Source organism: Nocardia brasiliensis IFM 10847 (genome assembly GCF_000710915.1).
GTDB lineage: Bacteria > Actinomycetota > Actinomycetes > Mycobacteriales > Mycobacteriaceae > Nocardia > Nocardia brasiliensis_A.
This window is the reverse complement of record NZ_BAUA01000180.1, coordinates 1-25,299: the sequence shown is the minus strand read 5'-3', so window position 1 is coordinate 25,299 and position 25,299 is coordinate 1. Positions and strand designations below refer to the sequence as shown.

At 69.2% G+C, this 25,299-nt stretch carries 25 protein-coding genes; 14 read left to right on the top strand and 11 right to left on the bottom strand.

The features are described from left to right. From NBRGI_RS48315 to NBRGI_RS35035, 3 genes are all read left to right on the top strand, one after another. On the top strand, nt 1-354 hold a 354-nt coding region (locus NBRGI_RS48315; RefSeq protein ID WP_029901462.1), incomplete at its 5' end, for a hypothetical protein. A gap of 55 nt (nt 355-409) precedes the next feature. Beyond that, a complete protein-coding gene (locus NBRGI_RS35040; protein WP_029901461.1) occupies nt 410-979 on the top strand; it encodes a methylated-DNA--[protein]-cysteine S-methyltransferase in 570 nt (189 codons plus the stop codon). A gap of 111 nt (nt 980-1,090) precedes the next feature. Then, nucleotides 1,091-1,909, top strand: a complete 819-nt coding sequence (locus NBRGI_RS35035) for an alpha/beta fold hydrolase (protein ID WP_029901460.1) — start codon at nt 1,091-1,093, stop codon at nt 1,907-1,909. Nucleotides 1,910-2,151: 242 nt separating this feature from the next. Here the strand turns inward: NBRGI_RS35035 and NBRGI_RS35030 are convergent, their stop codons facing one another. Both NBRGI_RS35030 and NBRGI_RS35025 read right to left on the bottom strand, forming a co-directional pair. Then, the gene (locus tag NBRGI_RS35030; protein WP_029901459.1) at nt 2,152-4,752 is read right to left on the bottom strand and encodes a helix-turn-helix transcriptional regulator; all 2,601 of its coding nucleotides are present in this window, start codon (nt 4,750-4,752) and stop codon (nt 2,152-2,154) included. Between the two features lie 153 nt (nt 4,753-4,905). Next, on the bottom strand, nt 4,906-6,195 hold the full coding sequence (locus NBRGI_RS35025; protein WP_029901458.1) for an adenylosuccinate synthase: 1,290 nt from the start codon (nt 6,193-6,195) through the stop codon (nt 4,906-4,908). Between the two features lie 261 nt (nt 6,196-6,456). Between NBRGI_RS35025 and NBRGI_RS35020 the strand changes: the two genes are divergently transcribed. The 3 genes from NBRGI_RS35020 to NBRGI_RS35010 all read left to right on the top strand — a co-directional run bounded on the left by NBRGI_RS35020 (nt 6,457) and on the right by NBRGI_RS35010 (nt 8,930). Next, nucleotides 6,457-7,116 (top strand): hypothetical protein, encoded by a 660-nt coding sequence (locus tag NBRGI_RS35020; RefSeq protein WP_228833164.1) that lies wholly within the window; start codon nt 6,457-6,459, stop codon nt 7,114-7,116. Continuing rightward, nucleotides 7,113-7,895: a site-2 protease family protein gene (locus NBRGI_RS35015; RefSeq protein WP_029901456.1), complete on the top strand. Its 783-nt coding sequence runs from the start codon at nt 7,113-7,115 to the stop codon at nt 7,893-7,895. Before NBRGI_RS35020 ends, NBRGI_RS35015 begins: the two co-directional genes overlap by 4 nt. 144 nt (nt 7,896-8,039) lie before the next feature. Further along, a complete protein-coding gene (locus NBRGI_RS35010; RefSeq protein ID WP_051728263.1) occupies nt 8,040-8,930 on the top strand; it encodes a glycosyltransferase family 2 protein in 891 nt (296 codons plus the stop codon). A gap of 253 nt (nt 8,931-9,183) precedes the next feature. Here the strand turns inward: NBRGI_RS35010 and NBRGI_RS35005 are convergent, their stop codons facing one another. Both NBRGI_RS35005 and NBRGI_RS35000 read right to left on the bottom strand, forming a co-directional pair. Continuing rightward, on the bottom strand, nt 9,184-10,287 hold the full coding sequence (locus NBRGI_RS35005; RefSeq protein WP_175068948.1) for an FUSC family protein: 1,104 nt from the start codon (nt 10,285-10,287) through the stop codon (nt 9,184-9,186). 52 nt (nt 10,288-10,339) lie between these two features. Continuing rightward, a complete protein-coding gene (locus NBRGI_RS35000; protein WP_014988818.1) occupies nt 10,340-10,783 on the bottom strand; it encodes a DUF3151 domain-containing protein in 444 nt (147 codons plus the stop codon). Nucleotides 10,784-12,684: 1,901 nt separating this feature from the next. On the opposite strand from NBRGI_RS35000, the gene NBRGI_RS34990 reads away from it, so the two are divergent. The 3 genes from NBRGI_RS34990 to NBRGI_RS34980 all read left to right on the top strand — a co-directional run bounded on the left by NBRGI_RS34990 (nt 12,685) and on the right by NBRGI_RS34980 (nt 15,439). Beyond that, nucleotides 12,685-13,758 (top strand): Rv0361 family membrane protein, encoded by a 1,074-nt coding sequence (locus tag NBRGI_RS34990; RefSeq protein WP_235211206.1) that lies wholly within the window; start codon nt 12,685-12,687, stop codon nt 13,756-13,758. A 239-nt stretch (nt 13,759-13,997) separates the two neighbouring features. Continuing rightward, entirely contained in the window at nt 13,998-15,071 is a 1,074-nt protein-coding gene (locus tag NBRGI_RS34985; RefSeq protein WP_029901451.1) for a fused (3R)-hydroxyacyl-ACP dehydratase subunits HadA/HadB, read from the top strand. Between the two features lie 62 nt (nt 15,072-15,133). Next, the gene (locus tag NBRGI_RS34980; protein ID WP_235211205.1) at nt 15,134-15,439 is read left to right on the top strand and encodes an excalibur calcium-binding domain-containing protein; all 306 of its coding nucleotides are present in this window, start codon (nt 15,134-15,136) and stop codon (nt 15,437-15,439) included. Between the two features lie 6 nt (nt 15,440-15,445). On the opposite strand, the gene NBRGI_RS34975 is transcribed toward NBRGI_RS34980, so the two are convergent. Both NBRGI_RS34975 and fbaA read right to left on the bottom strand, forming a co-directional pair. Continuing rightward, complete coding sequence (locus NBRGI_RS34975) at nt 15,446-16,564, bottom strand: BTAD domain-containing putative transcriptional regulator (protein ID WP_014988823.1); 1,119 nt, start codon at nt 16,562-16,564, stop codon at nt 15,446-15,448. Between the two features lie 34 nt (nt 16,565-16,598). Next, the gene (fbaA, locus tag NBRGI_RS34970; protein WP_029901449.1) at nt 16,599-17,633 is read right to left on the bottom strand and encodes a class II fructose-bisphosphate aldolase; all 1,035 of its coding nucleotides are present in this window, start codon (nt 17,631-17,633) and stop codon (nt 16,599-16,601) included. 374 nt (nt 17,634-18,007) lie between these two features. Between fbaA and NBRGI_RS34965 the strand changes: the two genes are divergently transcribed. Both NBRGI_RS34965 and NBRGI_RS34960 read left to right on the top strand, forming a co-directional pair. Then, nucleotides 18,008-18,667, top strand: coding sequence for a DedA family protein (locus NBRGI_RS34965; RefSeq protein ID WP_226887525.1), 660 nt, complete (start codon nt 18,008-18,010; stop codon nt 18,665-18,667). A 52-nt stretch (nt 18,668-18,719) separates the two neighbouring features. Further along, entirely contained in the window at nt 18,720-19,370 is a 651-nt protein-coding gene (locus NBRGI_RS34960) for a DedA family protein (protein WP_195137475.1), read from the top strand. Between the two features lie 34 nt (nt 19,371-19,404). Here NBRGI_RS34960 and NBRGI_RS34955 read toward each other — a convergent pair whose 3' ends face one another. From NBRGI_RS34955 to NBRGI_RS34945, 3 genes are all read right to left on the bottom strand, one after another. Then, nucleotides 19,405-20,493 carry a glycoside hydrolase family 76 protein gene (locus NBRGI_RS34955; RefSeq protein WP_029901446.1) on the bottom strand — a complete coding sequence of 363 codons (1,089 nt, stop codon included), beginning with the start codon at nt 20,491-20,493 and terminating at the stop codon, nt 19,405-19,407. Nucleotides 20,494-20,730: 237 nt separating this feature from the next. Then, entirely contained in the window at nt 20,731-21,417 is a 687-nt protein-coding gene (locus tag NBRGI_RS34950; protein WP_029901445.1) for a TrmH family RNA methyltransferase, read from the bottom strand. A gap of 43 nt (nt 21,418-21,460) precedes the next feature. Next, nucleotides 21,461-21,799 (bottom strand): DUF4190 domain-containing protein, encoded by a 339-nt coding sequence (locus NBRGI_RS34945; RefSeq protein ID WP_014988829.1) that lies wholly within the window; start codon nt 21,797-21,799, stop codon nt 21,461-21,463. Nucleotides 21,800-21,890: 91 nt separating this feature from the next. Between NBRGI_RS34945 and NBRGI_RS34940 the strand changes: the two genes are divergently transcribed. The 3 genes from NBRGI_RS34940 to NBRGI_RS34930 all read left to right on the top strand — a co-directional run bounded on the left by NBRGI_RS34940 (nt 21,891) and on the right by NBRGI_RS34930 (nt 24,457). After that, nucleotides 21,891-23,264 carry a sensor histidine kinase gene (locus NBRGI_RS34940; protein ID WP_036562005.1) on the top strand — a complete coding sequence of 458 codons (1,374 nt, stop codon included), beginning with the start codon at nt 21,891-21,893 and terminating at the stop codon, nt 23,262-23,264. Next, the gene (locus tag NBRGI_RS34935) at nt 23,261-23,914 is read left to right on the top strand and encodes a LuxR C-terminal-related transcriptional regulator (protein WP_029901443.1); all 654 of its coding nucleotides are present in this window, start codon (nt 23,261-23,263) and stop codon (nt 23,912-23,914) included. Before NBRGI_RS34940 ends, NBRGI_RS34935 begins: the two co-directional genes overlap by 4 nt. A 96-nt stretch (nt 23,915-24,010) precedes the next feature. Next, nucleotides 24,011-24,457: a DUF3592 domain-containing protein gene (locus NBRGI_RS34930; protein WP_029901442.1), complete on the top strand. Its 447-nt coding sequence runs from the start codon at nt 24,011-24,013 to the stop codon at nt 24,455-24,457. A 9-nt stretch (nt 24,458-24,466) separates the two neighbouring features. Here NBRGI_RS34930 and NBRGI_RS34925 read toward each other — a convergent pair whose 3' ends face one another. Together NBRGI_RS34925 and NBRGI_RS46865 are read right to left on the bottom strand one after the other, a co-directional pair. After that, complete coding sequence (locus NBRGI_RS34925) at nt 24,467-25,150, bottom strand: lysoplasmalogenase family protein (RefSeq protein WP_029901441.1); 684 nt, start codon at nt 25,148-25,150, stop codon at nt 24,467-24,469. Nucleotides 25,151-25,154: 4 nt separating this feature from the next. Next, nucleotides 25,155-25,299: 3-oxoacyl-[acyl-carrier-protein] synthase III C-terminal domain-containing protein (locus NBRGI_RS46865; RefSeq protein WP_275451616.1), on the bottom strand; the 145-nt coding region annotated here is incomplete at its 5' end.

The window sequence follows — 25,299 nt, the reverse complement described above, 5'->3', positions numbered from 1 at the left end:
ATGACCACCTTTGCCACCCTCCTCGTCGTCGCCGTCCTCGGCTATCTCATCTATCACTACCTGCCCAAGGGTGCCGAGCGTGCGTTCCGACTGGAGCGTTTCCAGCCGCACGGTCCGTTGTCGGACTGGACCGCGTCCTACTATGACGAGCAGCGGCGCTACGCCGATCTCGCCGCGATCTACGGGCGCAACGACACACCGGAAGCCCCGGCCGAACCGGTCCGCCCGACGGCTCCGGAAAATACCGTTCAGCTGGGGCGCGCCGAGCGGAAGCTGGCCGCGGTCCGGTCCGAGGCCCCCACTCGGCACCCGAGCAGCGCGCACCCGACCACTTTCGACAGGAAGGCCAGTTGAACAAAACTGGCCTTGTCCTACTGGACCTGTCGGTGGCACGGTGCACACTGACTACATGAGCGACCCGCGTTGCCTGACCGCCGAGGCAACCCTCTTCGACACCGCGATCGGCGTCTGCGCCATCGCCTGGAGCGGTACGACCGTGATCCGGTTCCAGCTCCCCGAAGCAAGCCCGGCCGCGACCCGCGCGCGCATCACGCGCCGCCGCGCCGGCCTGCCGGACGACGAAGTCCGCGAAGAGACCCCCACCGGCGTGATCGCCGAGGCCGTCGCGGGCGTGCGCGCCCACCTCGCCGGCGAACTCGACGACCTGCGCTGGATTCCGGTGGACCTCAGCGGGATTCCGGCGTTCAATCGAGCCGTGCTCGAGGTCACCCGCGCCATCGACCCCGGTCGCACCCTCACCTACGGGCAGGTCGCGCACCGCATCGGGCAGCCCGGTGGCGCACAGGCCGTCGGACAGGCCTTGGGCCGCAACCCGATTCCCCTCATCATCCCGTGTCACCGCGTCCTCGCCGCGGACAACGCGCTCACCGGTTTCTCCGCGCCCGGCGGTGTCAGCACCAAACAGCATCTACTGGAAATCGAACGCACCCCGGGCTTCGGCGAGCCGACGCTGTTCTGAGCGCCCCGTGGCCGGTCGAGCGCCGCGATGAATTCTCTGCGCCCACCCCGTCTGCACCAGTACAGGCCGCAGCGAACCGCGGCCGGCCACCTCATCGAAAGTGAGACTGCTGTGCAGACAGTGACCTCCGCCGACGGCACCGTGCTCGCCTACGACCGGCTCGACGGCGTCGCCGGAACCGTGATCCTGATCGGTGGCGCATTCGGCTACCGGAAGTTTCCCAAGATGGTGGCGCTGGCCGAGACACTGCACAAGCAGTACGGATTGACCGTCCTGAATTACGACCGGCGCGGTCGCGGCGACAGCACCGACCAGGCCGCCGGGTACGACGTCCGGCACGAGATCGACGACCTCACCGCACTGGTGGCGGCCGCGGGCGGCTCGGCCATGCTGTTCGGCTGGTCCTCCGGGGCGGGACTGGCGTTGCGGGCCGCGGCGTCCGGGCAGATCCCGGGGATCACCAAGGTCGTCGCCTTCGAACCGCCGTTCGTGGTCGATCACGAGAATTTCGTGCCCGCCGCCGACCTGGAGACCACCCTGCACGAATTGATCGCCGCCGGTAAGCGATCCGAGACCGTACGCTTCTACATGACCAAGGCGATGGGCATTCCGCGCGGCTTCGTCACCCTCATGCGCTGGACCCCGTTCTGGCGCAACCTGCGCGCCACCGCCCACTCGACCGCCTACGACTGGGCCGTCATGCGCGAGTTCATGCGCGGCGAGCCGCTGCGCACCGAGGACTGGGCCGGCGTCAAAGCCCAGACCCTGGTCATCGCGGGCGCGAAAAGCGATGCGCTGCTGCGCACCGGCGCCCGCGCCATCGCCGCCGTCCTCCCCGACGCCGAGTTCACCGAGATCCCCGGCCTCAGCCACAACCCCGACATCCGCCTGCTCGCCCCACCCGCGGGCGAATTCCTCATCACGGCATAGGCTTGCGCACCCGCACCGGCAACCCTCGTCCGCTCCGCCAGGGCGCCACGGCACGACTTCCGCGCGAGTCCGGTTCTCCCGCATCCGCACCCGGCTGGCACCACGGCACAGCTTCCGCTCGGTTTGTTCTCCCGCACCCGCTCCGGCCTGGCACACCACGGCATACTCCGCACAAGTTCGGCACCCGGCCCCGCACCACGGCATAACTTCCGCACGGGCCTGGTCACCGGCCGGTAGCGGGCTCAGGCTGTGGATTCGCCGCGCATGAGGGCGCCGAGGGATTCGCGGTCGGTGACGTCCATCTTGATGCAGGCGCGGTAGAGGTGACCTTCGACGGTGCGGACGGAAACGGTGAGGCGGTCGGCGATCTGACGGTTGGACAGGCCGGCCGCGACGAGGTTCGCGATCTCGCGTTCGCGGGCGGTGAGCGGCAGCGGCTGGGCTGCTTGTCGCAGTGCGGGGGTGCTCGCCCCACCGCAGGCGGCGGCGAGCCGGTTCGCCGCGGCGGCGGATTCGAGCAGGCGACGGCGATCCCCGGCGCGTTCGTGTGCCGACGCGGCCTGCGCGGAGGCGTCTGCGGCGGAGAGCAGCGCGCCCATTTGCTCGAATTCCGCTGCGGCGGCATCCAATCCGGGTCCGTCGTGAGCGGCGAGGGCGACCGCGTGCCTGGCTTGCACCTGCACCAGCTTGCCGTCCACCATGGCCGCCAGATCCGCCAATCGGCCTGCGGCGGAATGCTCGCCGAAGCGGGCCGCGGCATGCAGCGCCATGGCTTCGATGCCGTGTTGGTTGGAGCGGGCGGCAGCGTCGGCCGCCCCCATCGCGAGCCGGATGGCGGGAGTGACGGTGCCTTCGGCGGCCGCGTGCCAGGCACGGGCGACTTCGAGCTGCGGCTCGTACACCGCACTGTGCCTGCCGCCGCGGGCGGTGGCTTCGGCGATCGCCTCGGCGGCCTCGCTCGCCCGGCCGAGCGCCGAATACGCCTCGGCGAGACGGATTCTCGCGGGGAACATCCAGGCCGCCGCGCCTTCCGCGGCGAGCGCGGCCAGCGCCTGCTCCAGGTTCTCGATGCCGTCCGGGAAGTGTCCCTGCGCCACGTCGACGGTGCCCTGCAAGATCTTCGACATCCCCCACGCCAGGTACTGCCCCGGTGCGGAATAGCCGAAATAGTCTGCCGCGCAACGGCGAGCGGCGTCGAGCTGCCCGGTCAACACCAGCCCGAGCACCTCGGCATGGGTGGACATGAAGCGGTTGAGACCGTCGATCTCGGTCTCCACCTCGTGCCCGCGGACCGCGTACTGCTGCGCCGCATCGCCTTTGCCCATCAGCGCCAAGGCCAGGCTGCCGCCGAAGGAGGCCCACCAGACCGCCCATGCCGGTGCGCCTTTGACGTTGATCGCCCGCTCCGCCTCGGCGATCGCGGTGTCGATCCGGTTCTCGTTCACCGCGCAGGCGGAAGCGAGTCCGTCGAGCAGCGCCACGTTCTTCGGATGCTTGGCCTTGCCGCGGACCAGCGTGAGCACCTCGTCGGCGAGATCGGCATCGCCCATGGCCCACAACAGGTTCGCCACCCGGGTGCTGCCCCAGCGGACCAGCTGCACCTCGCTGAGCTCGTCGGGGTCGAAGCTGGCGAGCATGCGTTCGGCTTCGATCCGATGCCCCTGCCACAGCAGGGCCCGCGCGAGCAGATCGGCGGACTCGACCCCGCCGCGCCGCTCCACCGCGGCCCGGGCGAAGCGCTCGCCGAGCGGCAGGTTCGCCAAGCCGATGGCGTCGGCGGCGGCCGCCTCGAACAATTCGAGGTCGGCGGATTTGTCGCTGTCCAAAGCCAATTCGGCGAGCCGGATGCGATCGGCCGCGGAATTGATCGGCCGCTCCTTCAGCGAGGAGTACAGCCGGCCGCGCAGGCGCCGCGCCGAGGCTATGCCGAGCCTGCGCCGGATCACCTCGCCGAAGAGCGGATGGTTGTACCGCACGATCAGCTGGTGCGAATTCTGCACGACCCTGATCACGCCACGGGTTTCGGCGGCCTCCACCGCCTCCTCGCCGGCCAGTTCGGACAGCACATCGAGGTCGATCGGCTCGCAGAAGGTGAGCAGTTCCAGCACGTGCAGTACGTCGTCGGGCAGTTGCTCGACCCGATCTTCCAGCAGCGCAGCCAGTTCCGAGGTGACCGCGGCCCGGCCGCGCAGCTGCCAGACGCCGTTCACCTGACGCAGCGAACCCGCCTCGAGCGCGCCCTCGACCAAATGCCGGAGGAACAACGCGTTTCCGCCGGAGGACTCCCACATCAGGTTGGCGGTGAAGCCTTCCAGCTGCCCGCCCAGCATCGATTCGACCAGGTCCACACTCTGGCGCTGGCTGAACGGATTCAGGTCGATGCGCAGCAGGTGACCGTCTTTCCACAGCGAGGTCACCGCGTCGGGCACCTGCACCCCGCTACGCACGGTGGCCACGATGTGCGCCGCCTTGTCGATGGCCAGTTGCAACAGCAGGGTGGCCGACAGCTGGTCGAGCAGGTGGGCGTCGTCGACGCCGATGATGGTGTGCCCGTCCGCGAGCAACGCCTCGCGCGCGGCGGACATGAACGTCACCGGATCGTGCGCCGTATAAACGCCGACCATGTGCGCGAACACCCCCAACGGAATGCTGCGCGCCGATTCGGTGCCCGCGACCCAGCGGATGTTTCCGCCGACCGCCGCGGTCGCCTGCCTGGCCAGCGTGGTTTTCCCGACACCGGCATCGCCGGTGAGGACCGCGCCGACATGCGCCGTGCCGGTGAGGGCCGCGCGGATCGCCTCGAACTCGGTCTCGCGCTCGATCATCGGCCAGTTCCGAGCCATAGCTCTTACTGTAGTTGCCAGAGGTTCATGATCGAAGCCCTGCAGCTATTACGCTGCGTCGCACCGCGACGCCGACGCGGCGGTGAAGTGGCCGCGCCGGTCCGCCAAACCCTTTGAACGACGGCCGTTTAGGTCACGGCGACGGCCGCCCGCTCAGCCCAGGACGTCGTGCCGGACGATCGTCTGATCGCGACCGGGCCCGACGCCGATGCAGGAGATCCGCGCTCCGGACAGCTCCTCCAGCCGCAGCACGTACGCCTGCGCGTTGGCGGGCAGTTCCTCGAAGGTCCGCGCCCCCGAGATGTCCTCCCACCAGCCGGGCATTTCTTCGTAGATCGGCTTCGCGTGGTGGAACTCGGTCTGTGTGGTCGGCATCTGCTCGACCCGCTCGCCGTCCACGTCGTAGGCGACACAGATCGGCACCGTCTCCAGGCTGGACAGCACGTCGAGCTTGGTGAGGAAGTAGTCGGTGATGCCGTTGACCCGGGTCGCGTAGCGCGCGATCACCGCGTCGAACCAGCCGCAGCGCCGGGCGCGCCCGGTGGTCACGCCGACCTCGCCGCCGGTCTTGGCCAGGTAGGCGCCGAACTCGTCGAACAGCTCGGTCGGGAACGGGCCGGAGCCGACCCGGGTGGTGTAGCACTTCAGGATGCCGAGCACCGTGCTGATCTTGTTCGGCCCGACGCCCGCGCCGACCGCCGCGCCGCCCGAGGTCGGGTTGGACGAGGTGACGTACGGGTAGGTGCCGTGATCGACGTCGAGCAGGGTGCCCTGCGAGCCTTCCAGCAGCACGGTCTCGCCGCGCTCCAAGGCCACGTTGAGCTTGAGCCGGGTGTCGGCGATGCGGTGCTTGAAGCTTTCGGCCTGCGCGAGCACCTCGTCGACCACCTGCTGCGGGTCGAGCGCGCGGCGGTTGTAGATCTTGACCAGCACCTGGTTCTTGAACTCCAGCGCGGCCTCGACCTTCTGGGTGAGGATCTTCTCGTCCAGCACGTCGGCGACGCGCACCCCGACGCGAGCGACTTTGTCCTGGTAGCAGGGGCCGATGCCGCGACCGGTGGTGCCGATCTTCTTGTTGCCGAGGAAGCGTTCGGTGACCTTATCGATGGCCACGTGGTACGGCATGATCAGGTGCGCGTCGGCGGAGAGCAGCAGACCGGAGGTGTCGACCCCGCGCTCTTCCAGTCCGGCGAGTTCGTCGAGGAGCACGCCCGGGTCGATGACGACGCCGTTGCCGATGACATTCGTCACGCCGGGAGTGAGGATGCCGGAGGGGATCAGGTGCAGCGCGAAATTGTCGCCATTGGGCAGCACCACGGTGTGGCCCGCATTGTTGCCACCCTGGTATCGGACCACCCATTGCACCCGGCCACCGAGTAGATCGGTCGCTTTGCCCTTACCTTCGTCGCCCCACTGGGCGCCGATCAGGACGATTGCCGGCATGGTCGTGTCTCCTACGGTTCGACTTGCAACACCCGGGTAGAGGACAGTCGACAGAGCCGACCGGGCGGTATTCGCCGGTGTTGCAGCTACCTGCCGTATCGAGGCGGTGGCCGGGAGCACAGTCTAGTCGACGCGTCGTCAACAGCGTGGGACCGGATCTCGTCGTAGGCTCGACAACCGTGTGGCCGACGCCGGGCAGGGCTAAGGTTGCACCCGTTGGTCCGACGACGTCGGCTCGAACCGAGGAGGGTGTACGGCAGTTTGAGTACCCACGTTCTCCGTTGCGACGGCGCACCGGTACCTATCGCCCTCGCGGCGCTGCCGACCAGTTCGACGGCCGCCATCCCCGATACCGCAGAGATCGACGAGTTGCTTCCGGTGCTCGCCGCCGACAGCCTCCCGCGGCTGATCGTGCTCGGTGACGACGCCGCGCTCGCCGCGGTGCTGACCCACCTGATGCGCACCGAACGGCTGCACGTCGAGATCGGCTACGTCCCGGTGGACAAGACCTACGGCTCCCGCGCCTACCAGACCGGCACCGGCAACGCCGCCGCCAAGCGGGCCATCGACGGGCGCGCGACCGAGGTGCCGCTCATCCGCGACGACACCGGCAAGGTGCTGATCGGCCGCGCCAAGATCACCGGGCCGGGCGAGGCGAAGCTCGAAGGCGAGGCCTACGTGGACGACTTCCAGCTGTTCTCCGGCAAGGTCACCGCCATGCTGATCTCGCCGACCCTGCACCAGCCCGGGGTCCGGGCCACGGTGCAGAAGGGCATGCGCAAGCGCCGCTGGGCCGAAGGTCGCGCCGCCCAGCTCGGCACCCCCGGCGCGGTGGTGACCAGGGACGGCATCCGCACCGACCGCACGGTGCCCCGGTCCAGCTTCTACCGGCACCACGAGCCCTGGCTGCTGGTCCGATGACGTCCGCGTTCTTCGCCGAACGGCGCTCGCGCGCGGTGCGCCCGAGCCCGATCTTCCTGCTGGTCGTCGTCATCACGATCGTCGGCGGCGTGCTCGCCTGGGACGCCCCGCTGGACTCCACCCGGGCCAAGGCCGGGGTGTTCGTGCTGGTCGTGTTCGGCTGGGTGATCACGCTGTGCCTGCACGAGTTCGCGCACGCGTTCACGGCGTGGCGGGCCGGGGACCGCGAGGTCGATCTGCGCGGCTACCTCACGTTGAACCCGCTGAAGTACAGCCATCCGCTGCTGTCGATCGTGCTGCCGATGGTGTTCATCGCGCTGGGCGGCATCGGCCTGCCCGGCGGCGCGGTCTACGTGCACACCCACAATTTCGCCCCGCGCACCCAGCGGCTCATCAGCGCGGCGGGTCCCGCGGTGAACGCGGTGTGCGCGGTGCTGCTGCTGGTGGTCGTGCAGCTGTTCGGCAGTACGAGTTCGCATCCCGCGCTCTGGTTCGGGTTGAGCTTCCTCGCGTTCCTGCAGATCACCGCGACCCTGCTGAACCTGATTCCGCTGCCCGGCCTGGACGGCTACGGCATTCTCGAACCGTCGCTGAGCTATCAGACGCGCCGCTCGCTCGATCAGTTCAAGCCGTTCGGCATGCTGATCCTGTTCGCGCTGCTGTTCACGCCCGCGATCAACGGCGTCTTCTTCGACGCGGTGTACGCGCTGTTCGAGGTGTCCGGCGTGCCCGCCGACTGGTCGCGCTACGGCAGCTATCTGACCCGCTTCTGGACTTAGAGCGGATTTCGATGATCGGCCCGGGCCGAATCGGGTAACCCCCGGCCAGTCGACCCGGGCGCGCACGTGCGCCCCGTATGAGCGTGATCCCGGCCCACCGGCCGGCGCGCACGCTGCACTCAGCACACGTTGGAGCACACCAGCATGACCGACAACCCTTCGGCGACGGTGCTTTCCGTCGTCATCCCGGCCCTGAACGAGGCGACCCGGATCGAGCGCACCCTCGATCGCCTGGTCCGCCAGGACGCCATCGACGAGATCATCGTCGTCGACAACGGCAGCACCGACGACACCCGCCGCATCGTGCACGACTACGCGCGAACCCATCCCGAGGTCGCGCTCATCGAGGAGGCCACGCCGGGCATCCCGGCCGCGCGCAACGCCGGATTCGACCGGGCCCGTGGCGATTTCCTGGCCAGGACCGATGCCGACACCCTGGTCGCCGCGGACTGGGGCGAAGTGGTCCGCGCACATCTGAGCGCACACCCCGACACCGCCGCGGTCACCGGGATCACCACCTATCACGACTCGCCGGTCGGCTTCTTCTTGAAACTCGGCTACTACCTACAGGATCGGCGCGGCAAACTCGGCGGCCGGGTCGGCAACCTGCACGGGCCGAACATGGCCATCCGCCGGGCGGCGTGGCTGCAGGTCGGCGCGGACACCACCACCCGCGCCGACGTGGCCGAGGACCTGGATCTCGCGCTGTGCCTGACCAAGCGCGGATTTCGCATCGATCAGCTGAAAAGCATGCGGGCCGCGACCTCGGCCCGGCGCCGCCGGACCAACCCGCGGGAATGGTGGCATTTCCAGTTGACCGGCTTGCGCACCATCGCCGAACAGGGATACCAGGTGCTGCCGCTGCATCGCGCGATCATCGTCGGCGCCTGGCTCACGCACACCGTGCAGTGGCCGATCTATCGATTCTGGGACTTCGACCGTCGCCGGTTCACGCTGCGCCCCGCACCGCCGCGGGTCTCCGCGGTCGGGGAATCGGTGAAAGCACACAGGGCCGCCCGGCCTGACCTCCCCTGACCGGACGGCTCTGCTCTTCGCAGCGGGCGAATCCACCCCTACCCGCCCGGCCACCACACCCATGGCCGGCGGGGTGGTTCGCTGATGTGCGAAGTGTGCGACCGCAACACCCCTCGCTTCGTTGCGGTCTCATGATCAAGGTAGAGCGCGGCACCCGCCGGAACACGAGTAGCGCACTACCCAAAGATCATCATCGAGCCCCCGCACACCGGCGGCCGGAGCACTCGCACGCGGCGCCGGCTACGTAGTCGGCTCAGTCTTCGGGCACCACCCACGGCTTGGGGACGGTCGGCGGGAGCAGCGCCATCGCCGAGATGCGCTTCATCCCGCACACCTGCATCAGGTCGACCACGATCGAACGCACCTGCGCGAACACGACATGCGCCGAAAGGCCCGCGCCCTCAACGAGTTCCGGGCGCGCCTCCTTGGCGACCGAGCGCAGCACCCGGGCGCCCTCCGCTTGATCGGGCTGTTCGCCCGGGTCGGCGAGCATCATCCGGCGCACCACATCGACTGCCTGGCCGAGCCTTTCGACCTCGTCGATCAACCGGGGGTCGAGGATCTCGTCGTCCTGGACCAGGGTCAGCGAACGACGCAACAGCACCCTGGTGTTGCGCACCGCGTTGTCCAGCGGGTCGGCGGTGGCCTTGATGCGTTCGAGGCGGGCGCGAGAGTTCCAGTACAGCGGCGAGATCCGGCTGATCTCCCGGCCGCCCTCCAGCGTGGCGCGCAGCGCGTCGATCTGCGGTTGCGTCGCGCGGACCGCGGCGAGCGCCGCGCGCAGCTTGTCCGGATCCTGCGCCAGCAGACCATCGCCGCACTCGGTGAGCGACTTGCCCATCACGCCAAGGATTTCCGCGGCCTGCTCGCGCGCGCGGCGCACCGGATGCAGCGGAATCGAAGCCACCACAACGACTCCCACCAGACCGCCGACCAGCGCGTCGATCATCCGGGAGAAGCCGCCGCCGGCCGACGGCGGCAGCAGGGTGGCGACCAGCACCGCCGAACCCGCGGCCTGCATGGTGATGATCGAGCCGCCGTCCAGGAATACCGCCGCCGCCATGGCGACCGCGACCACCAGCGCGATCTGCCACACGCCGGTTCCGGCGTTGGTGATGAACAGGTCACCGATGCCGATACCGACCGCGACGCCGACCACCAGCTCCACCGACCGCCGCAGCCGGGCGCCGAACGAGATGCCGATCGAGACCACGGCCGCCGTCGGCGCGAAGAACGGTTGCGGGTGGCCGACGATCTCCCGCGCGATGAACCAGGCCAGGGCCGCGCCGACGGCGCACTGCACGATCGGCAGCGCGGACAGGCGCAGCCGCGCCCAGGAGGCGCGCAGCCGGTCCATCGTGCTCGTGCGCGCGACATCCACGCGCGGTTTGAAGTCGAGCAGGGACAATTCAGTCCAGGCCCAGCTCAGCCGCCGCGCGGGGATCGCAATCTTCGAGCAGGTCCAGGCAGCGCGCGTACTCCTCGGTCTCGCCGACCACCTTGGCCGCGCGGGCCAGCGCGCCGACGCTGCGCAGGAAGCCGCGGTTGGGCTCGTGGCTCCACGGCACCGGGCCGAAACCCTTCCAGCCATTACGCCGCAACAGGTCGAGGCCGCGGTGGTAGCCGGTGCGGGCGAACGCGTAGGCGGCGACGATATCGTGATTGATCGGCTCATCCTGGGCTTCGCCCCTGGTGAGCGCGGCCTCGGCCAGATAGGCCCAGGCGATCGAGGCCGCCGGATGGTCGGCGGCGACACGCACCGGATCGGTGCCTTCGAGCAACGCGTCTTCCGCGTCGGAGATTTCGGGGAGGAGTACCGGTTGCGGGCCTAGCAGATCACCGAACGAGGTCATGCGGTTCATTGTGCACCGACGCGATATTCGCCGGTGACGCGTACCGCCGCATTCCCTGCCGCCGTGCGGGGTCTGAAGTCGGACTTCGCCGGACCCTGGCCGTTAAGCTGGCCGTCGAGTTCAAGATGTTCCGCCTGACCGAGGGGTAGTGCGTGTCCGACCCGAACGACAACAAGAACCCGGCGCGGGAGAGCGCCGACCCGGCAGCCCCGGCCGGACCCGACGCACGCCCCGGCGCCGACGCGGCGAGCAACCCGAGCGCGAACAGTGCGGATCGCCCGGCCGACGCCGGCGCGACCCGCCCGATCCCCGCCCCGGGTGGTGTTGGCAGTGCTGCCCCGAATCCCGGCGCCCAGAGCACATCTGCGCCGAGTGCCCAGAGCGCCGGTTCGCCCCCACGCGGAACGCAAAACCCCGACGCTGCGCCGGGCGCGACCCCGGCCGCCAACACTCCGGGTGCTGCGACACCGCGCCCCGGCACGCAAGACCCCGCCGCGTCGAACAGTTCGACCACCAGCGCAGCCCAGCCCGGCGCGGACACTGCCGCCACCGGCCGGCCCGGTTCGGGCGCACCGACGATCAGCACGCCCGGCCAGTCCGCGCCGAGCGGGTCGACGACCCCCACCACACCCCGGTCCGATCACGGCAGCGGATCAGCAAGCCAGGGTGGGCAAAGCGGCTCAGGCACCGCGGACCCCACCGTGCCCGGTGTGCCGAAAGCCGCAGGAACCCCACCGACCAGCGCACCCGACAATCCCGAGAGCGGCACCGCTGAAACCGAGGTGATCGCACGGCAGAACAGGCCCGCCGGAGCATCGGGCGCGGCCGCCGCGACGGGACAGCCGGGCAGCCCAGCGGGCGCACCGGGCGCACCGGGCGCACCGAAGGATGCCGAGGCCGAAACGGTCGCGATGAAACGCGCGGATCAGCCGAGCACGGTCGCCGCCGACCGGCCCGGACCAGCCGCGAACGCCGCACCGGCACAGACGGGCGCACCGGCAGGTTCACCCCGGCCCGCTCAGGATGCGGGTACCGACCGCGCATCGGCACTGCCTGAAGGCACGAAAGGCGCTGCAACACAGTCTGATCCGGCCCACACCGGCCAGGTCCCCGGTGCAGCGGCGGCGAGCGCGCAAGCCGGTGCCGCCAGTACCCGGATAGGGGCATCTGGTAGCCCGGCAGGTGCCGATGACGCGGCGGAACAGCCCGGCCCGGCAACTGCACCCGGAGCTGGACGGACCGATGGAACCGACAATGCACCCACGTCATCCGGCGGCACGGAAGGCGCTGCGGACCAGGCCGCGTCAGCGCGCAGCGGGCAGTCCGGCGACGCGAAAGGCGCGGCAGCACAGGCGAGTACCTCGAAAACAGCGGCGCAACCTAGCGGCACCGCAGGCGCGGCAGGCGCGGCAGGCGCGGCAGGCGCGGCAGGCGCGGCAGGCGCGGCAGCGGCGGAGCCCACCGTTCCCGGTGCGCCGATCCAAACCGGGCAACAGGGTGATGCCAAAGGCACGGTGGCGCAGGCCGGTGCTGCGGCAGCGGCTACTCAGCCGGGAGTTCAGCAGGCCGTGCCGGGGCAGCCGGGGGCGGGGTCATCCGGAGGCGCCGCGGCGGAGACCGAGGCTATTCGCAGGGGGGATCAAGAAGGGGCGCAGCAGCAGCGCAGTCCCTGGTTCGGCGGCGGGGCGACGGCGCAGAGCAAGGCGAAAGCCACTCCGACGCAAGGCACTCCGCCGGTGCAGGGCGGAGCCGCTTCGGAGCAAGGCACTTCGGCAGCGCAGGGTGGAGCGAAAGCTACTCCCGCGCAAGGGGCTCCTGCTACACAGGGCGGAGCCGCGCCGGCGCAAGGCGCTCCGGCCGCGCAGGGTGGGGCAAAAGCCGTTCCGGCGCAGGGTGTTCCGGTGGTGGGTGCTCCGCAGCAGACTGGGGCTTCGGATGATGCGCCGACGACGGTGATGCGGGTGCAGCAGGCTGCGCCCGTCGCGGATGCGGGCGCGGAGGACGAGACCGTCAGGATGCAGACAGCGTCGACGGCGAAGGACGGCGGGCAGAATCCGCCTGCGTCCGAGGACGTGACGGTGGCCATGCCGGTGATCAAAGCGGACGACGCGAAGACTGTCGCGTTGCCGGTGCAGCGGCCTGACACACCGAAGCAGGTGGGCACCGATCGAGTGGCGCCCGGCCCCGGGCGCGTTCCGATCACCAAGCCGCCGAGCACGCCGCGTCCGGCGGCCGGGCCGAAACAGCCCGGCCCGCAAGGACCTTCGGCACCGCCGCAGGGCGGTCCGGCCCCGATCGAGGATGCCCGGCCCGCTCCCCCGCAACCGCGTCCGGGTTCAGCTGCGGGCGAGGACGCGCGTCCCCCGCAACAGCGTCCGGGTTCGGCCCCGTCGCCGGCGGATATCCAGCCGACGCTGCCCGCGCAATCGCTGGCCGGTCCCCGCCCCCCGCAACCGCGGCCGATCGCGCAACCGCAGCGGATCACGCCCGCCGGGCAGGCTCCCGCCGCGCCGGAGTCCACCGCGCAGGCGGGCCGCTCGAAGCGCTGGCTGCTGGCAGTGGCGGGTGCCGCTGTGCTGGTGGTGGTGCTGGTCGGCGTGGCCGTGGTGTTGATCACGGGTTCGGGCGGCAATGCGCCGGAGGAGAAGGTGCGCGCCGCGATCACCGATTACACGCAGGCACTGAAAAAGGGTGATCTGAACGCACTGCGCAACACCACGTGTGGCCCACTGCACGACTTCTACCAGGGCATTCCCGCCGATCAGTTCGCCGGCGTGCACCAATTGTCGATGGATCGGCGCAATATCCCGGTGATCGACGGCATCGACGCCATCCGGATCACCGACAAGACGGCGATCGCCCAGGCGACCGTCTATACGGAGGCCGACCCGGCCAAGCGCTCGGCCCGCACCTTCGATCTGCAGGACACCGACGGCGGCTGGAAGGTCTGCGATCCGCCGACGAGCCCGCAGTAGCGGCGACCCGGAATCGTCTTCGACTCCGTTCGGCGTCTCGGTTGTTCCTCACAGGAGCAATCGAGACGCCGAAATCTTTTATAGCGATATCGAATTACTCTCTGGATGTGACGCACACCTCGGACCCGCGACGCAAATGAAGAACCGGCAAACTCGATAGCAATTCCATATCGATCGACGGTAGCGCTGCTCACACACAGCTGGTCAAGGGTCCGGTTCATTAGTAGCGTGGCCGCATCATGGTCAGGGAACAAACGCTTTCGCTAGAAACCGATGGCACGCAGCAGACGGCAACACTGGCCGGACAACGGTTCCGGGTACGCGACCACTACGAGGTCGGCCGGGAAAAGATCCGTGAATTCGCGCGGGCGGTGCAGAACCACCACGGCGCACACCAGCAGGAATCCGACGCCCTGCGGCTGGGCCACGAGAACGTGATCGCGCCACCGACTTTCGCCTCGGTGATCGGTTCGGCCGGCACTCGTTCCCTGCTCGAATCGGTGCTCACCGAATACGACCTGTCCCAGATCCTGCAGACCGATCAAGTTTTCCAGGCCTATCGGCCGATCCAGGCGGGCGACCGGCTGAGCAGCGAGATCCTGATCGAATCGATCCGCCAGTTCGGCGACAACGATTTCGTCGTGGTGCGTTCGGCCCTGCTCAACCAGCATGGCGAGCTGGCCTTGATCGGCTCCACCACGATCGTGGCCCGCCGCGGCGTCGACGTGGATCCGAGCGTGGCCGACGTGGTGGACAACATCATGATGCACGGCCAGGTCGTCGAATTCCCCAGCGCGGGAAGCGAAGCGGCCGACGGCTCGGCGTTGATCCCGCTCGGCACGGGCACGCTGCCCGGCCCCGCGCCCGATCGGGTGCCCGCGCCGGTGCACACGCTGCCCGATTTCGACCGGCTCTCGGTCGGCGATCAGCTCACGCCGGGGATCTTCCGGCTGACCCGTGGCGACCTGGCCAACTACGCGGGAGTGTCCGGCGACGCCAACCCCATCCATTTCAGCGATCACGCCGCCGAGCTGGTGGGCCTGCCCACGGTCGTCGCGCACGGCATGCTGACGATGGGTTTGGCCAGCGGCTACCTGACCGCCTGGCTCGGCGACCCCACGGCCATCGAGAAATTCAGCGTGCGGTTCGCCGGCTTCGTCCCGGTCGCCCCGAACGCGGCGAGCACGGTCGAGTTCACCGGCCGGATCAAAGCCCTCGACCCGCGCACCCGCACCGCGACGATCGTGCTCGGCGGCACCTCGGAGGAGCGAAAGCTCTTCGGGCGCGCGATCGCCGAGGTCCGCTTCAGCTAGGGCCCAAGCGGTCTGAAAAATTCGCACCCCACAACTGCCCGATTTCGGCGCAGGATGGAGGCGTGAGAAATTCAGTAGTACGCCGCGTGGCTCCCGCGCTCGGCGCCGCGTGTCTGATGGTCGGCGCACTCACGCTGGTGCCGCCGACCGCCGCCGCCGCGACCTCGCCTGCCATCGCCAGTGCCGCCCGTCCGGATTCGCTGCCCAAGAACGATCCGGAAGACGGCGACAAGGACAAGAAGAAGCGCCGGATCTACACCAACTGCGACCAAGTCCGAGCCGAAGGCGCGGGTCCGCTGTACCGCGGGGAGCGCGGCTACAACGCCTACCTCGATCGGGACAACGACGGCATCGCCTGCAACGAGTAGCCGGTTCTACTGCGCGGCTTGGAAAGTCAGCATGGTCGCGCCGATCCGGATCTGATCGCCGTCGGCCAGCAGCGCGCCGTTCTCGATCGGATCGTCGTTGACGTAGACGCCGTTGGCCGAATGCAGATCCTTGATCAGCAGGCCGGCCCGGCTCGGCATGATGTGCGCGTGGTACCTGCTGGCCTTCGGGTCGTCGAGGACCAGGTCGTTATCGGTCATCCGGCCGATCCGCAAGCCGCCCTGGGCAATCGAGACCACCCGGCCGTCGGGCAGCCGCAACTGCCCGCTGCGCACCGCGCGCGGCGCCTCGGTGACCGTCTCGGTCATCGCCGCCGCCATCCGCTCGGCCTGGCGCAGTTCGACCGTGCTCAGCGGCTCCTGCCGCAGCACTCGCTGTTCCAGCTCGGTCAGCGCGGGGCCGGGGTCGATGCCGAGCTCGTCGGCGAGCACGGTCCGCACCCGGCGGCACGCGTCGAGCGCGTCGGCCTGCCGACCGGACAGGTACAGCGCGGTGATCAGCTGACCCCACAGCGGCTCGCGCAGCGGATGCTCGGTGGTCATCGCGACCAGCTCGCCGATCACCGATGACGCACGCCCGAGGGCGATTTCGGCGTCGATCCGCGCGGAGGCGACCGCCAGGCGCTCCTCCTCCATCGCGGTGGCGAAGCCGTCGGCGAATTGCAACCCGGTGAGATCGGCCAGCGCACGGCCGCTCCACTCACGCTGCGCGGCGCCGAACAGCTGCGCGGCGCCGGCGTGATCGCCGAGCGCGGCCGCACGGCTGCCCGCCTCCCGTGCCGTCTCGAAACGGCCGAGATCGCACGCGGTCTCGGCCACTTCGAGCCGATAGCCCGAGGATTCCGTGCGCAACACCTGCGCCGGGTCCACACCCGAATTACGCAGCGCTTTACGGATATTCGAGACGAATACCTGCAGGCTCGCCGCGTACGAATCGGGTGGATCCTCGTTCCACACCATGTCGGCCAGCGCGGCCGAAGAGACCGCGCGCCGTCGATTCACAGTGAGCGCGGCGAGCAACGCCCGCGGCTTGGGCCCGCCGACCGCCACCGGCTCACCGCCGACGAGCAACCGGACGGGCCCGAGCACGCGCACATCCAGACACATGAGCTGTCGAGCCCCCGGTGGGTTGAGGATCGGGTCAGGCGCTGATCGACCTTCCCGCGGACTTCAGATCATTGCACGCCTCGGTGACACGTGCTGCCATCGAGGTTTCCGCCTTCTTCAGGTAGCTGCGCGGGTCGTACACCTTCTTGTTGCCGACCTCGCCGTCGATCTTCAGCACACCGTCGTAGTTGCTGAACATGTGGGCGGCCACCGGACGGGTGAACGCGTACTGGGTATCGGTGTCGACGTTCATCTTCACCACGCCGTAGCGCAGCGAATCCTCGATCTCGGACTTCAGTGAGCCGGAACCGCCGTGGAAGACGAAATCGAACGGCTGCGCGTCCTTGCCGAGCGCGAGCTTGGCGGCGGCGACCCGCTGGCCCTCGGCCAGCACCTCGGGCTTGAGCACCACGTTGCCCGGCTTGTACACCCCGTGCACGTTGCCGAAGGTCGCGGCGAGCAGGTACTTGCCGTTCTCGCCCGCGCCGAGCGCGTCGATGGTCTTCTCGAAGTCCTCGGGCGAGGTGTAGAGCTTGTCGTTGATCTCGGCCTCGACGCCGTCCTCTTCGCCGCCGACGACGCCGATCTCGACCTCGAGGATGATGTTGGCCTGGGCACAGGCCTTGAGCAGTTCCTTGGCGATCTCCAGGTTCTCGTCGATCGGGATCGCGGAGCCGTCCCACATGTGCGACTGGAACAGCGGATGCCGGCCGTTGTTCACCCGCTCCTGGGAGATCGCGATGAGCGGCCGGACGAAGCCGTCCAGCTTGTCCTTCGGGCAGTGATCGGTGTGCAGCGCGATGGTGATGTCGTACTTCGCGGCAACCACGTGCGCGAACTCGGCCAGCGCGACCGCACCGGTCACCATGTCCTTCACACCCTGGCCGGAACCGAATTCCGCACCGCCGGTGGAGAACTGGATGATGCCGTCACTGCCCGCGTCCGCGAAGCCCTTGATGGCCGCGTTGATCGTCTCCGACGACGTGCAGTTGATGGCCGGGAAGGCGAAGGAGTGCGCTTTGGCCCGACCGAGCATCTCGGCGTAGACCTCCGGAGTCGCGATGGGCACAGTAAGACCTCCGTGTTGTTGCGGCAAAGACCTATTTTGTCAGCCACCACCCTAGGACAGCGGGGTTTCGCCTGGTATCCAGGGAGGCAGACGAACATCCCGCGGGCCGCCGCCACCGCACACCGCCACCGAACCGACAGGTGGCCGTGCCGTGGTCGCCGCGGAACCATCAGGTGACCAGCCGGTAGTTTCGCGCACAGCACGGGCATTCTCAGCCGAACCCGGTACTGTGGTGCCGGTAATTGCGCTGGCGGCTCCCGATGCGAGGGTGAGCGATCAGGCCGGCCGTACCCAGAACAGGAGACCGCGTGATTCTGCTGGCAGCGACAGAATCGGTGACGAGCAACATCGCATTGACCCAGTTGCTCGACCCGATGCACCTGCTCACGGAGACGTGGCTGAAGAACGCGGTGCTTCCCGCCATTCTGGCGATCGTCTTCATAGAGACCGGCCTGCTCTTCCCGATCCTGCCCGGCGATTCGCTGCTGTTCACCGGCGGCCTGCTGGCCGCGCAGTCGAATCCGCCCGTCTCGATCTGGTGGCTGCTGCCGCTGGTGACCCTCGTCGCCTTCGCCGGCGACCAGTCCGGCTACTGGATCGGCCGCGGCATCGGGCCCGCGCTGTTCCACAAGGAGGACACCCGGTTCTTCAAGAAGCACTACGTCACCGAGACGCACGAGTTCTTCGAGAAGCACGGGCCCAAGACCATCATCCTGGCCCGGTTCGTGCCGATCGTGCGCACGTTCATGCCGGTGCTGGCCGGTGTGTCCAAGATGGACTACCGCAAGTTCGTCGCCTTCGACATCGTCGGCGCGATCCTGTGGGGCGGCGGTGTGACGGTGTGCGGCTACTTCCTCGGCAACATCGCCTTCATCCGCGACCACGTCGAGGCCATCTTCCTGCTCATCGTGTTCGTCTCGATCCTGCCCGGCATCTTCGCGGTGGCGAAGCGGCTGCTCAATCGTGGCGGCGGGGCGCCGGTGGCCGCCCCCGAAGCCGAGCTGACCGTTTCGACGAGCGAGCCGACCCGCTGAGCGCGTGTTCGCGGCGTCCTCGCCCCTAGCAGTGGGCAATTTCGATCCGCTGATGTCAGCGGGGCCAGCGCTCGTCTGGACAGTGGTACTGACCTTCGTCTTCCTCGAGTGCGCGGTGATTCTCGGGCTGTTCCTGCCCGGCGACTCCATGCTGATCACGGCCGGCGTGGTGATGGCCTCGCACGCCTCCGGCGAGACCCAGGTGTGGGCACTGTCGGTCGGCACGATGCTCGCGGCCATCGCGGGCAATCAGGTCGGTTACGTCATCGGCCAGCGCACCGGCCACCACCTGGTGGCCCGCAAGAACGGGCGCTACATCAACACCAGGAATCTGCAGCGGGTCACCGAACTGCTGCAGCGGCACGGTTTCGTCGCGGTGCTCGTCGCCCGCTGGATTCCATGGGTGCGCACGCTGTGCCCGACGGTCGCGGGCGCGGCCGGGATGGACCATCGCAGGTTCACCATCGCGAGCACGATCGGCGCGATCATCTGGGCACCGGTGCTGCTGCTGATCGGCTACTACGCGGGCAGCTTCCTCGATCGGGTGCCGTGGTTGATGCCGATCGTGATCGGCACGCTGGTGCTCGGCCTGATCGTGGGCACCGCGCTGGGGATTCGGCACTACCGGCAGGAAATGGCCAAGCCCGCCGAGGATTTCGACTTCGAGACCGTGCCGATCCGGGTCGTCGAAGCCGAGAGCTGACCGCACGCGGCCGCCACGAACAGCGGCGGCCGGTCTACAGACCGGCCGCGCTGACCTGGTAGGCGGCCTCCATCAACATCCAGCCCGAAAGCTGCACGGACAGATCGCGTTCGGGCACCCGGGACGCGGTGACCGAACCGCCCGGGGTGAAGTGACCGGCCCCGGCGGTACCGCCGGGCAGCGTCGCCGGCCGGCTCCAATCGTGGCCGAACAGCGGTTCGCCCTCGACCTGGAGCCGGTTCGCCCACGCCGCCGTCGCAGAGGCCCGCACGATCGCCGCCGCGGCCCGGCGGTCGGCTGCCCGCGCCTCGTCCTCGCCGGGCAGCATCAGCGCGACCAGGGCGAGATAGCGGGCCAGGATGCCGTTGAACAGACCGCCGTCGCCGCCACCACCGCCGTTGATCACGCCGCGGGTCGTCATGTGCTCCTCCACCGCGCCGAGCAGCCGGTGCACCCGCTCGATATGCCGCGCCTCGCCGGTGTGCACGGCGAGCTCGGTTTCCACGCCGAGCACCACGCCCTGGCAGTAGGTGAACACCGGCCGTTCGATCTCGCCGGCGGGCAGATGGATACCGTCGAGGATCAGCCCGGATTCCGGATCACGCAGCGTCTCGTCCAGCCAGTCGGCCATCTCCTGGGCGCGCAGCTGCCGCCCGAGTCGCAGCAGCGCGATCGCGGCCGGACCGTTGGCGGGCGCGTTGTAGTAGTCCGAGCCGATCCGCCAGGGCAGGCCGCCGCCGACCTCCGGATTCCAGCCCTCGTACAGCGGCTTCTCCAGAGCGAGCAGCCCGCTGCGCGCCTCGGTGACACCCGCGATCCGCTCCGCGCGCTCCAGGGCGATGGCCAGCCAGGCCATGTCGTCGTAGTACCGGTTGGTCCAGCCGGTGAGATTGCGGATCCGGTGCGAGCGCGCGATCGCGGCAATCCGCTTGCGGCGCACCGGGGTCGGCGTGCGGTTCGCGGCGTCGACCGCGCAGTCGATCAGATGCGCCTGCCACCAGTAGTGCCAGGACCCGAACGCGCGCTCGCGCTTGGTCGCCGGCCAGCCGACCACGCCCAACTGCGTGCCGGGCAGCGCCCATAGCGCGCGCAGATGCCGGGAGATGATCGCGGATTCGGCCATATCGGCGCGCTCGGACCAGACCGCGGCGGTCGCGACCGCATCCCGGCTCGCCCGCGCGCGCTCACCCAGCGACCGTGCTGTCGCGTGCTGCGGGTCCTCGGCCTTCCGCGTGGTCATGCGTCAATGGTGCCAGTTTGGAACGCTTTTACGCGCCCGATTTGTTACAAAGACGATGCTCGAATGACACAGCGCGCGAAATTCCCGCCGAATTCTCAGGTCTGGGCTATACGTCGCGACTCACCACGCGTCGGCGAGGTCGGCATGCCGCCGGATCCACGCGTGCATGGCGATACCTGCGGCCACGCCCGCGTTGATGCTGCGCGTGGAACCGAACTGGGCGATCGAAACGGTCATGGCCGCGGCCGCTTTCGCGTCGGCTGTGACGCCGGGACCCTCCTGACCGAACAGCAACAGGCAGTCCCGGGGCAGTTCGGCCGTCTCCAACGGGATCGAACCGGGGACGTTGTCCACCGCCACCACGGTCAGCCCGGCGCGGGCCGCGTACGCCAGCAGCTCGGTCACCGACTCGTGGTGCTCGATGTGCTGGTAGCGGTCGGTGACCATGGCACCGCGCCGATTCCAGCGTTTGCGCCCGACGATGTGCACGGCCGCGGCCGCGAAGGCGTTGGCCGTGCGCACCACCGTGCCGATGTTCGCGTCGTGCCCGAAGTTCTCGATCGCCACGTGGAACGGATGCCTGCGCCGGTCGATATCGGCGACGATCGCCTCGCGTGACCAATAGCGGTAGGCGTCGACCACGTTGCGGCGATCGCCCGCCGCCAGCAACTCGGCGTCGAGCCGGGGATCGTCCGGCGGCGGCTCGGCGTGCTCGTCGGACCACGGCCCGACACCGTGCGGGTGCTCGCCCCATTCGGTGGGCCCGGGTGGGTCCTGCTCCGCCGCGTCCGGCACTGCGTGATTCACTCCGCCGATGCTAATTCCGGGCCGGAACCGCGAAACGCCCGGCTCAGTAGCTGGTGCTCGACCCCGCCCAGACGCCGAGCAGGCCCAGCACCACGAACAGCACGACGAACAGAATGCCGAGAATGATCAGCACCGAGGAGATGATGCCGCAGACGTAACCGACCATGACGTTGGACCGGCCGCCCATCGCGCCGCCGGAGGCATCGATCTCGTTCAGCGCCCGCTTGCCCATCACCCACGCCACCGGGCCGAGGATCTGGCAGAAGACCAGACCGAGAATGCCGAGGATCAGGATCGTGGTGGCCTGCGGGTGATCCGGTGGCGGTCCGTAGGCCCCGTAGGCTGGATAGCCGTATGGCGGCTGCTGCGGCGGGTAGCTCATCAGCAGGATGGTAGTGGGTGTAGCTGGCTACACCACTCATCCGGCGGACAGCTCCATCGAATCGCGACGCCGCGCCGACAACCATGGAGCCATGACCGAGACACACGCCGAACCCACGCTGGTGCTCGACCCGATGACCGGTAAACCCCGGTCGACGGCCGAGCAGGCGCTTCGTGCCGTCCTTCGCGCGCCGTTCCAGGCGCGATTCTGGAAAGAACTCGTCTACGTCTTCACCGCGTTCGTCCTCGGCTGCATCGCCGTGGTCTACCTGTACGCGGGCTGGGGCGGCGGGTTGCTGATCTCCCTCACCGTCATCGGCCTGCCCATCCTCGCGCTGGTCCTGCTCGGCGGCCGCTTCTGGGGCCGGATCTACCGGGCGCTGGTCAAGGACCTGCTCGCCACGCCGCTGACGCCGCCGCCGACGTTCGCGCCGACGCCGGGACTCGTCGGCTTCCTCAAGAGCGCGTTCACGGATCTGGCCAGTTGGCGCGCCACGCTGTTCCTCGTCGCGCAGGCGGTGCTCGGCGTCGTGGTCGGATACCTCGCGCTCATCGTGGTTGCGATGACGGTGTTCGTCGCGGTTTCGCCGATCCCGTGGGTGCTCTTCGATCCGATCAACGTCGATGCCGACGGCGTGGAACATCATTCGTTCGCCCAGTTCGGCGATTTCTACATCGACACCTGGCCCCGGGTACTCGGCTTCGCCGCCCTCGGCGTCCTCGGCTGCTTCGCGCTGCCCTGGCTGCTGCGCGCACTCTGCTGGCTGCACCGACTGCTGGCCATGGCCCTGCTGAGCGCGACCGCCCGCGATCAGCGGATCACCGAACTGCAGCAGGGCAGGCAGGCCGCGGTCGACGATTCCACCGCCACCCTGCGCCGGTTGGAACGCGATCTGCACGACGGCACCCAGGCCCGGCTGGTCACCATCGCCATGGCGCTCGGCCGGGCCGAGGACCGGCTCGAGGCCGGCGGCGACCCACGGGATCTGATCGCCGACGCGCACGCCTCGTCCAAGGAGGCGCTGACCGAACTGCGCGAGCTGGTGCGCGGAATCCATCCGCCCGCACTGGAACTCGGCCTCGGGCCGGCGCTGGAAACGCTGACCGCGCGCTGTTCGGTGCCGACCGAACTGCGGGTGCACCTGCCCGAGCGGCCCAACCCTGCGGTCGAGGCGATCGCCTACTTCTCCGTCGCGGAGCTGCTCACCAACGTGGTCCGGCACGCCGATGCGACCCGCGCCTGGGTGTCGGTGCTGCCGAGCGACGCGCACACCATCGCGATCACCGTGCGCGACAACGGCATCGGCGGCGTGCTGCAACCGGCCGAAGGCCAACTCGCCGCGGGCAGTGGGCTTTCCGGGCTGGCCGCGCGGGCGCGCACGGTGGACGGGTCGCTGACCGTGCAGAGCCCCACCGGCGGCCCGACCGTGATCACGATCCTGCTACCGAAGGAAGGCTCACGATGACCGAGCCACTGCGCATCGTGATCGCCGAGGACAGCGCGATCCTGCGCGACGGACTCGCGGGACTGCTGACCGAACGCGGCCACCAGGTGGTCGCGATGGTCGGCGACGCGACGACGTTGAGCGACGTGGTCGGCACGCATAATCCCGACGTCGCCGTGGTGGACGTGCGGATGCCGCCCAGCTTCACCGACGAGGGCCTGCTCGCCGCCATCGAACTGCGCCGCAAATATCCGATGACCGGGGTGCTCGTCTTCTCCCAGTGGGTCGAAACCCGCTACGCCACCGAGCTGCTGGCCGGTGGCGCGAGCGGGGTCGGCTATCTGCTCAAGGACCGGGTCGCCGATGTCCGCGATTTCGTCGACGCCCTGCACCGCGTCGCCACCGGCGGCACCGCACTCGACCCTGAGGTGGTGAGCCAACTGATGGGCGCCTCGAAACAGCAGGACTCGCTGACCCGCCTGACGCCGCGCGAACGCGAGGTGCTCGAACTGATGGCGCAGGGCCTGTCCAACAACGCCATCGCGACCAGCCTCACCGTCACCGAACGCGCGGTGGAGAAGCACATCGGCAACATCTTCACCAAACTCGATCTGCCGCCGTCGGACACCCACCACCGCCGCGTGCTCGCGGTACTGCGTCTCAAGGGCTGACCCCTACCCCCGCCGCCCCTTATCGAGACCGATCCGCGCATGTCAGCGCTACTGCGCGCCTATCCTGGAAGCCGGACAGTCGGGGTGGAGGCTGGTATGGACCACGGGCGGATCTTGCGCACGGTGCTCGGAGTCACCGCCGGCTACCTCATGCTGCTCGGCCTGTGGCTCGGGTGGCTGGTCCACCACACGCCGCCCGGCACGCTGCCGTACCAGATCGTCGCGCTGGTCGGACTTTTCGGCACCTGCCTCGGCATCGGCATGATGCTGGCGGCCCGGCCGTCCAAGGCGGATCGGCGACTCTGGCGGCACGGACTGGAGGGCTGGGCGACCGTGCACGGCGTGCATCCGTTGCGGCCCACCGACCATCACAGCGAACTCACCGAACTGGACCTGGAACTCACTGTGCCCGGGTCCGAAACCTACCGGGGCACCATAGTTTTCGACGTCACCCCGGCGGACAAGCCGAAACTCGCCGTCGGCGAGACCATTTCGATCCGGGTCGACCCGGCCAACCGGGACCGGATCATCGTGGTGCTGTGAGCCGGCGGTTCAGGCGTGCGCGTCCGGGTCGGCGAGCAGGAACTGGGCGGCGGCATAGGTGGTGAGAATGACGCCCTCGGTGACCCGGCGACTGCGCTCGCCGCGCGCGAACAGCTTGCGCGCCACGATGAGTCCGTCGGACACGGTGAACAGCAGCGCGCCGAGCGCCAGCCTGCTGCGCGGATCGGCATTCGGGATGTTCACGCCCGCAATGTTTTTCGCGTCCCGCGCCAAAGCCGGATCGGAGGCGAGCACGCCCGCGGTGCCCAGCGTCGCGCCGTAGGCGGTGAGCGGCAGCGCCACGGCGGGCGCCTTGGCCCGTAACAACGCGGCCGCACCGAGCCAGGCCGCCAACCGCGGTCCGGCGATGGCGGCCCGCGGCCGGGCGCCCTTGCGCAACCACAGCGCGGTGTACCCGGCCTGCATCACCGCGAACGACGACGCCCCGGCGATCAGGCGCCGGTCGTCGTCCGGATCGATGAGCAGGATGTCGCCCAGCGTCGCGGCGCCGAGCGCACCGAGCAGAACGGTGCGATCGGTCTTGTCGAGCGCCGCGTCACTGGTGGCGACGTCTGCCGCCAGCAGCGGCATCAGCAGTGGCTTGGCAAGCCACTGCGCCCGCTCACGGCCGGTCACCGCGCCGTAGACGGTGACCGCGGCCGCGGCCAGGAACCCGGCCCGGAACTTTCGCATCGGCTCAGAAGCTCGGCTCGACCGGCTTCGGCGGCAGGGTGACGACCTGCCCCGCGTAGCTCAATCCGGCGCCGAACCCGAGCAGCAGCGCCAGTTGACCGCCCTTCGCCTTGCCGGTGACCAGCATCTCCTCCATGGCCAGCGGAATC

Coding starts and splice junctions, on each gene's coding strand:
- NBRGI_RS35040 (WP_029901461.1), top strand. CDS start 410: ATGAGCGACCCGCGTTGCCTGACCGCCGAGGCAACCCTCTTCGACACC.
- NBRGI_RS35030 (WP_029901459.1), bottom strand. CDS start 4,752: ATGGCTCGGAACTGGCCGATGATCGAGCGCGAGACCGAGTTCGAGGCG.
- NBRGI_RS35025 (WP_029901458.1), bottom strand. CDS start 6,195: ATGCCGGCAATCGTCCTGATCGGCGCCCAGTGGGGCGACGAAGGTAAG.
- NBRGI_RS35015 (WP_029901456.1), top strand. CDS start 7,113: ATGACGTCCGCGTTCTTCGCCGAACGGCGCTCGCGCGCGGTGCGCCCG.
- NBRGI_RS35010 (WP_051728263.1), top strand. CDS start 8,040: ATGACCGACAACCCTTCGGCGACGGTGCTTTCCGTCGTCATCCCGGCC.
- NBRGI_RS35005 (WP_175068948.1), bottom strand. CDS start 10,287: ATGGACCGGCTGCGCGCCTCCTGGGCGCGGCTGCGCCTGTCCGCGCTG.
- NBRGI_RS35000 (WP_014988818.1), bottom strand. CDS start 10,783: ATGACCTCGTTCGGTGATCTGCTAGGCCCGCAACCGGTACTCCTCCCC.
- NBRGI_RS34985 (WP_029901451.1), top strand. CDS start 13,998: ATGGTCAGGGAACAAACGCTTTCGCTAGAAACCGATGGCACGCAGCAG.
- NBRGI_RS34975 (WP_014988823.1), bottom strand. CDS start 16,564: ATGTGTCTGGATGTGCGCGTGCTCGGGCCCGTCCGGTTGCTCGTCGGC.
- NBRGI_RS34965 (WP_226887525.1), top strand. CDS start 18,008: ATGCACCTGCTCACGGAGACGTGGCTGAAGAACGCGGTGCTTCCCGCC.
- NBRGI_RS34960 (WP_195137475.1), top strand. CDS start 18,720: ATGTCAGCGGGGCCAGCGCTCGTCTGGACAGTGGTACTGACCTTCGTC.
- NBRGI_RS34955 (WP_029901446.1), bottom strand. CDS start 20,493: ATGGCCGAATCCGCGATCATCTCCCGGCATCTGCGCGCGCTATGGGCG.
- NBRGI_RS34945 (WP_014988829.1), bottom strand. CDS start 21,799: ATGAGCTACCCGCCGCAGCAGCCGCCATACGGCTATCCAGCCTACGGG.
- NBRGI_RS34940 (WP_036562005.1), top strand. CDS start 21,891: ATGACCGAGACACACGCCGAACCCACGCTGGTGCTCGACCCGATGACC.
- NBRGI_RS34935 (WP_029901443.1), top strand. CDS start 23,261: ATGACCGAGCCACTGCGCATCGTGATCGCCGAGGACAGCGCGATCCTG.
- NBRGI_RS34930 (WP_029901442.1), top strand. CDS start 24,011: ATGGACCACGGGCGGATCTTGCGCACGGTGCTCGGAGTCACCGCCGGC.
- NBRGI_RS34925 (WP_029901441.1), bottom strand. CDS start 25,150: ATGCGAAAGTTCCGGGCCGGGTTCCTGGCCGCGGCCGCGGTCACCGTC.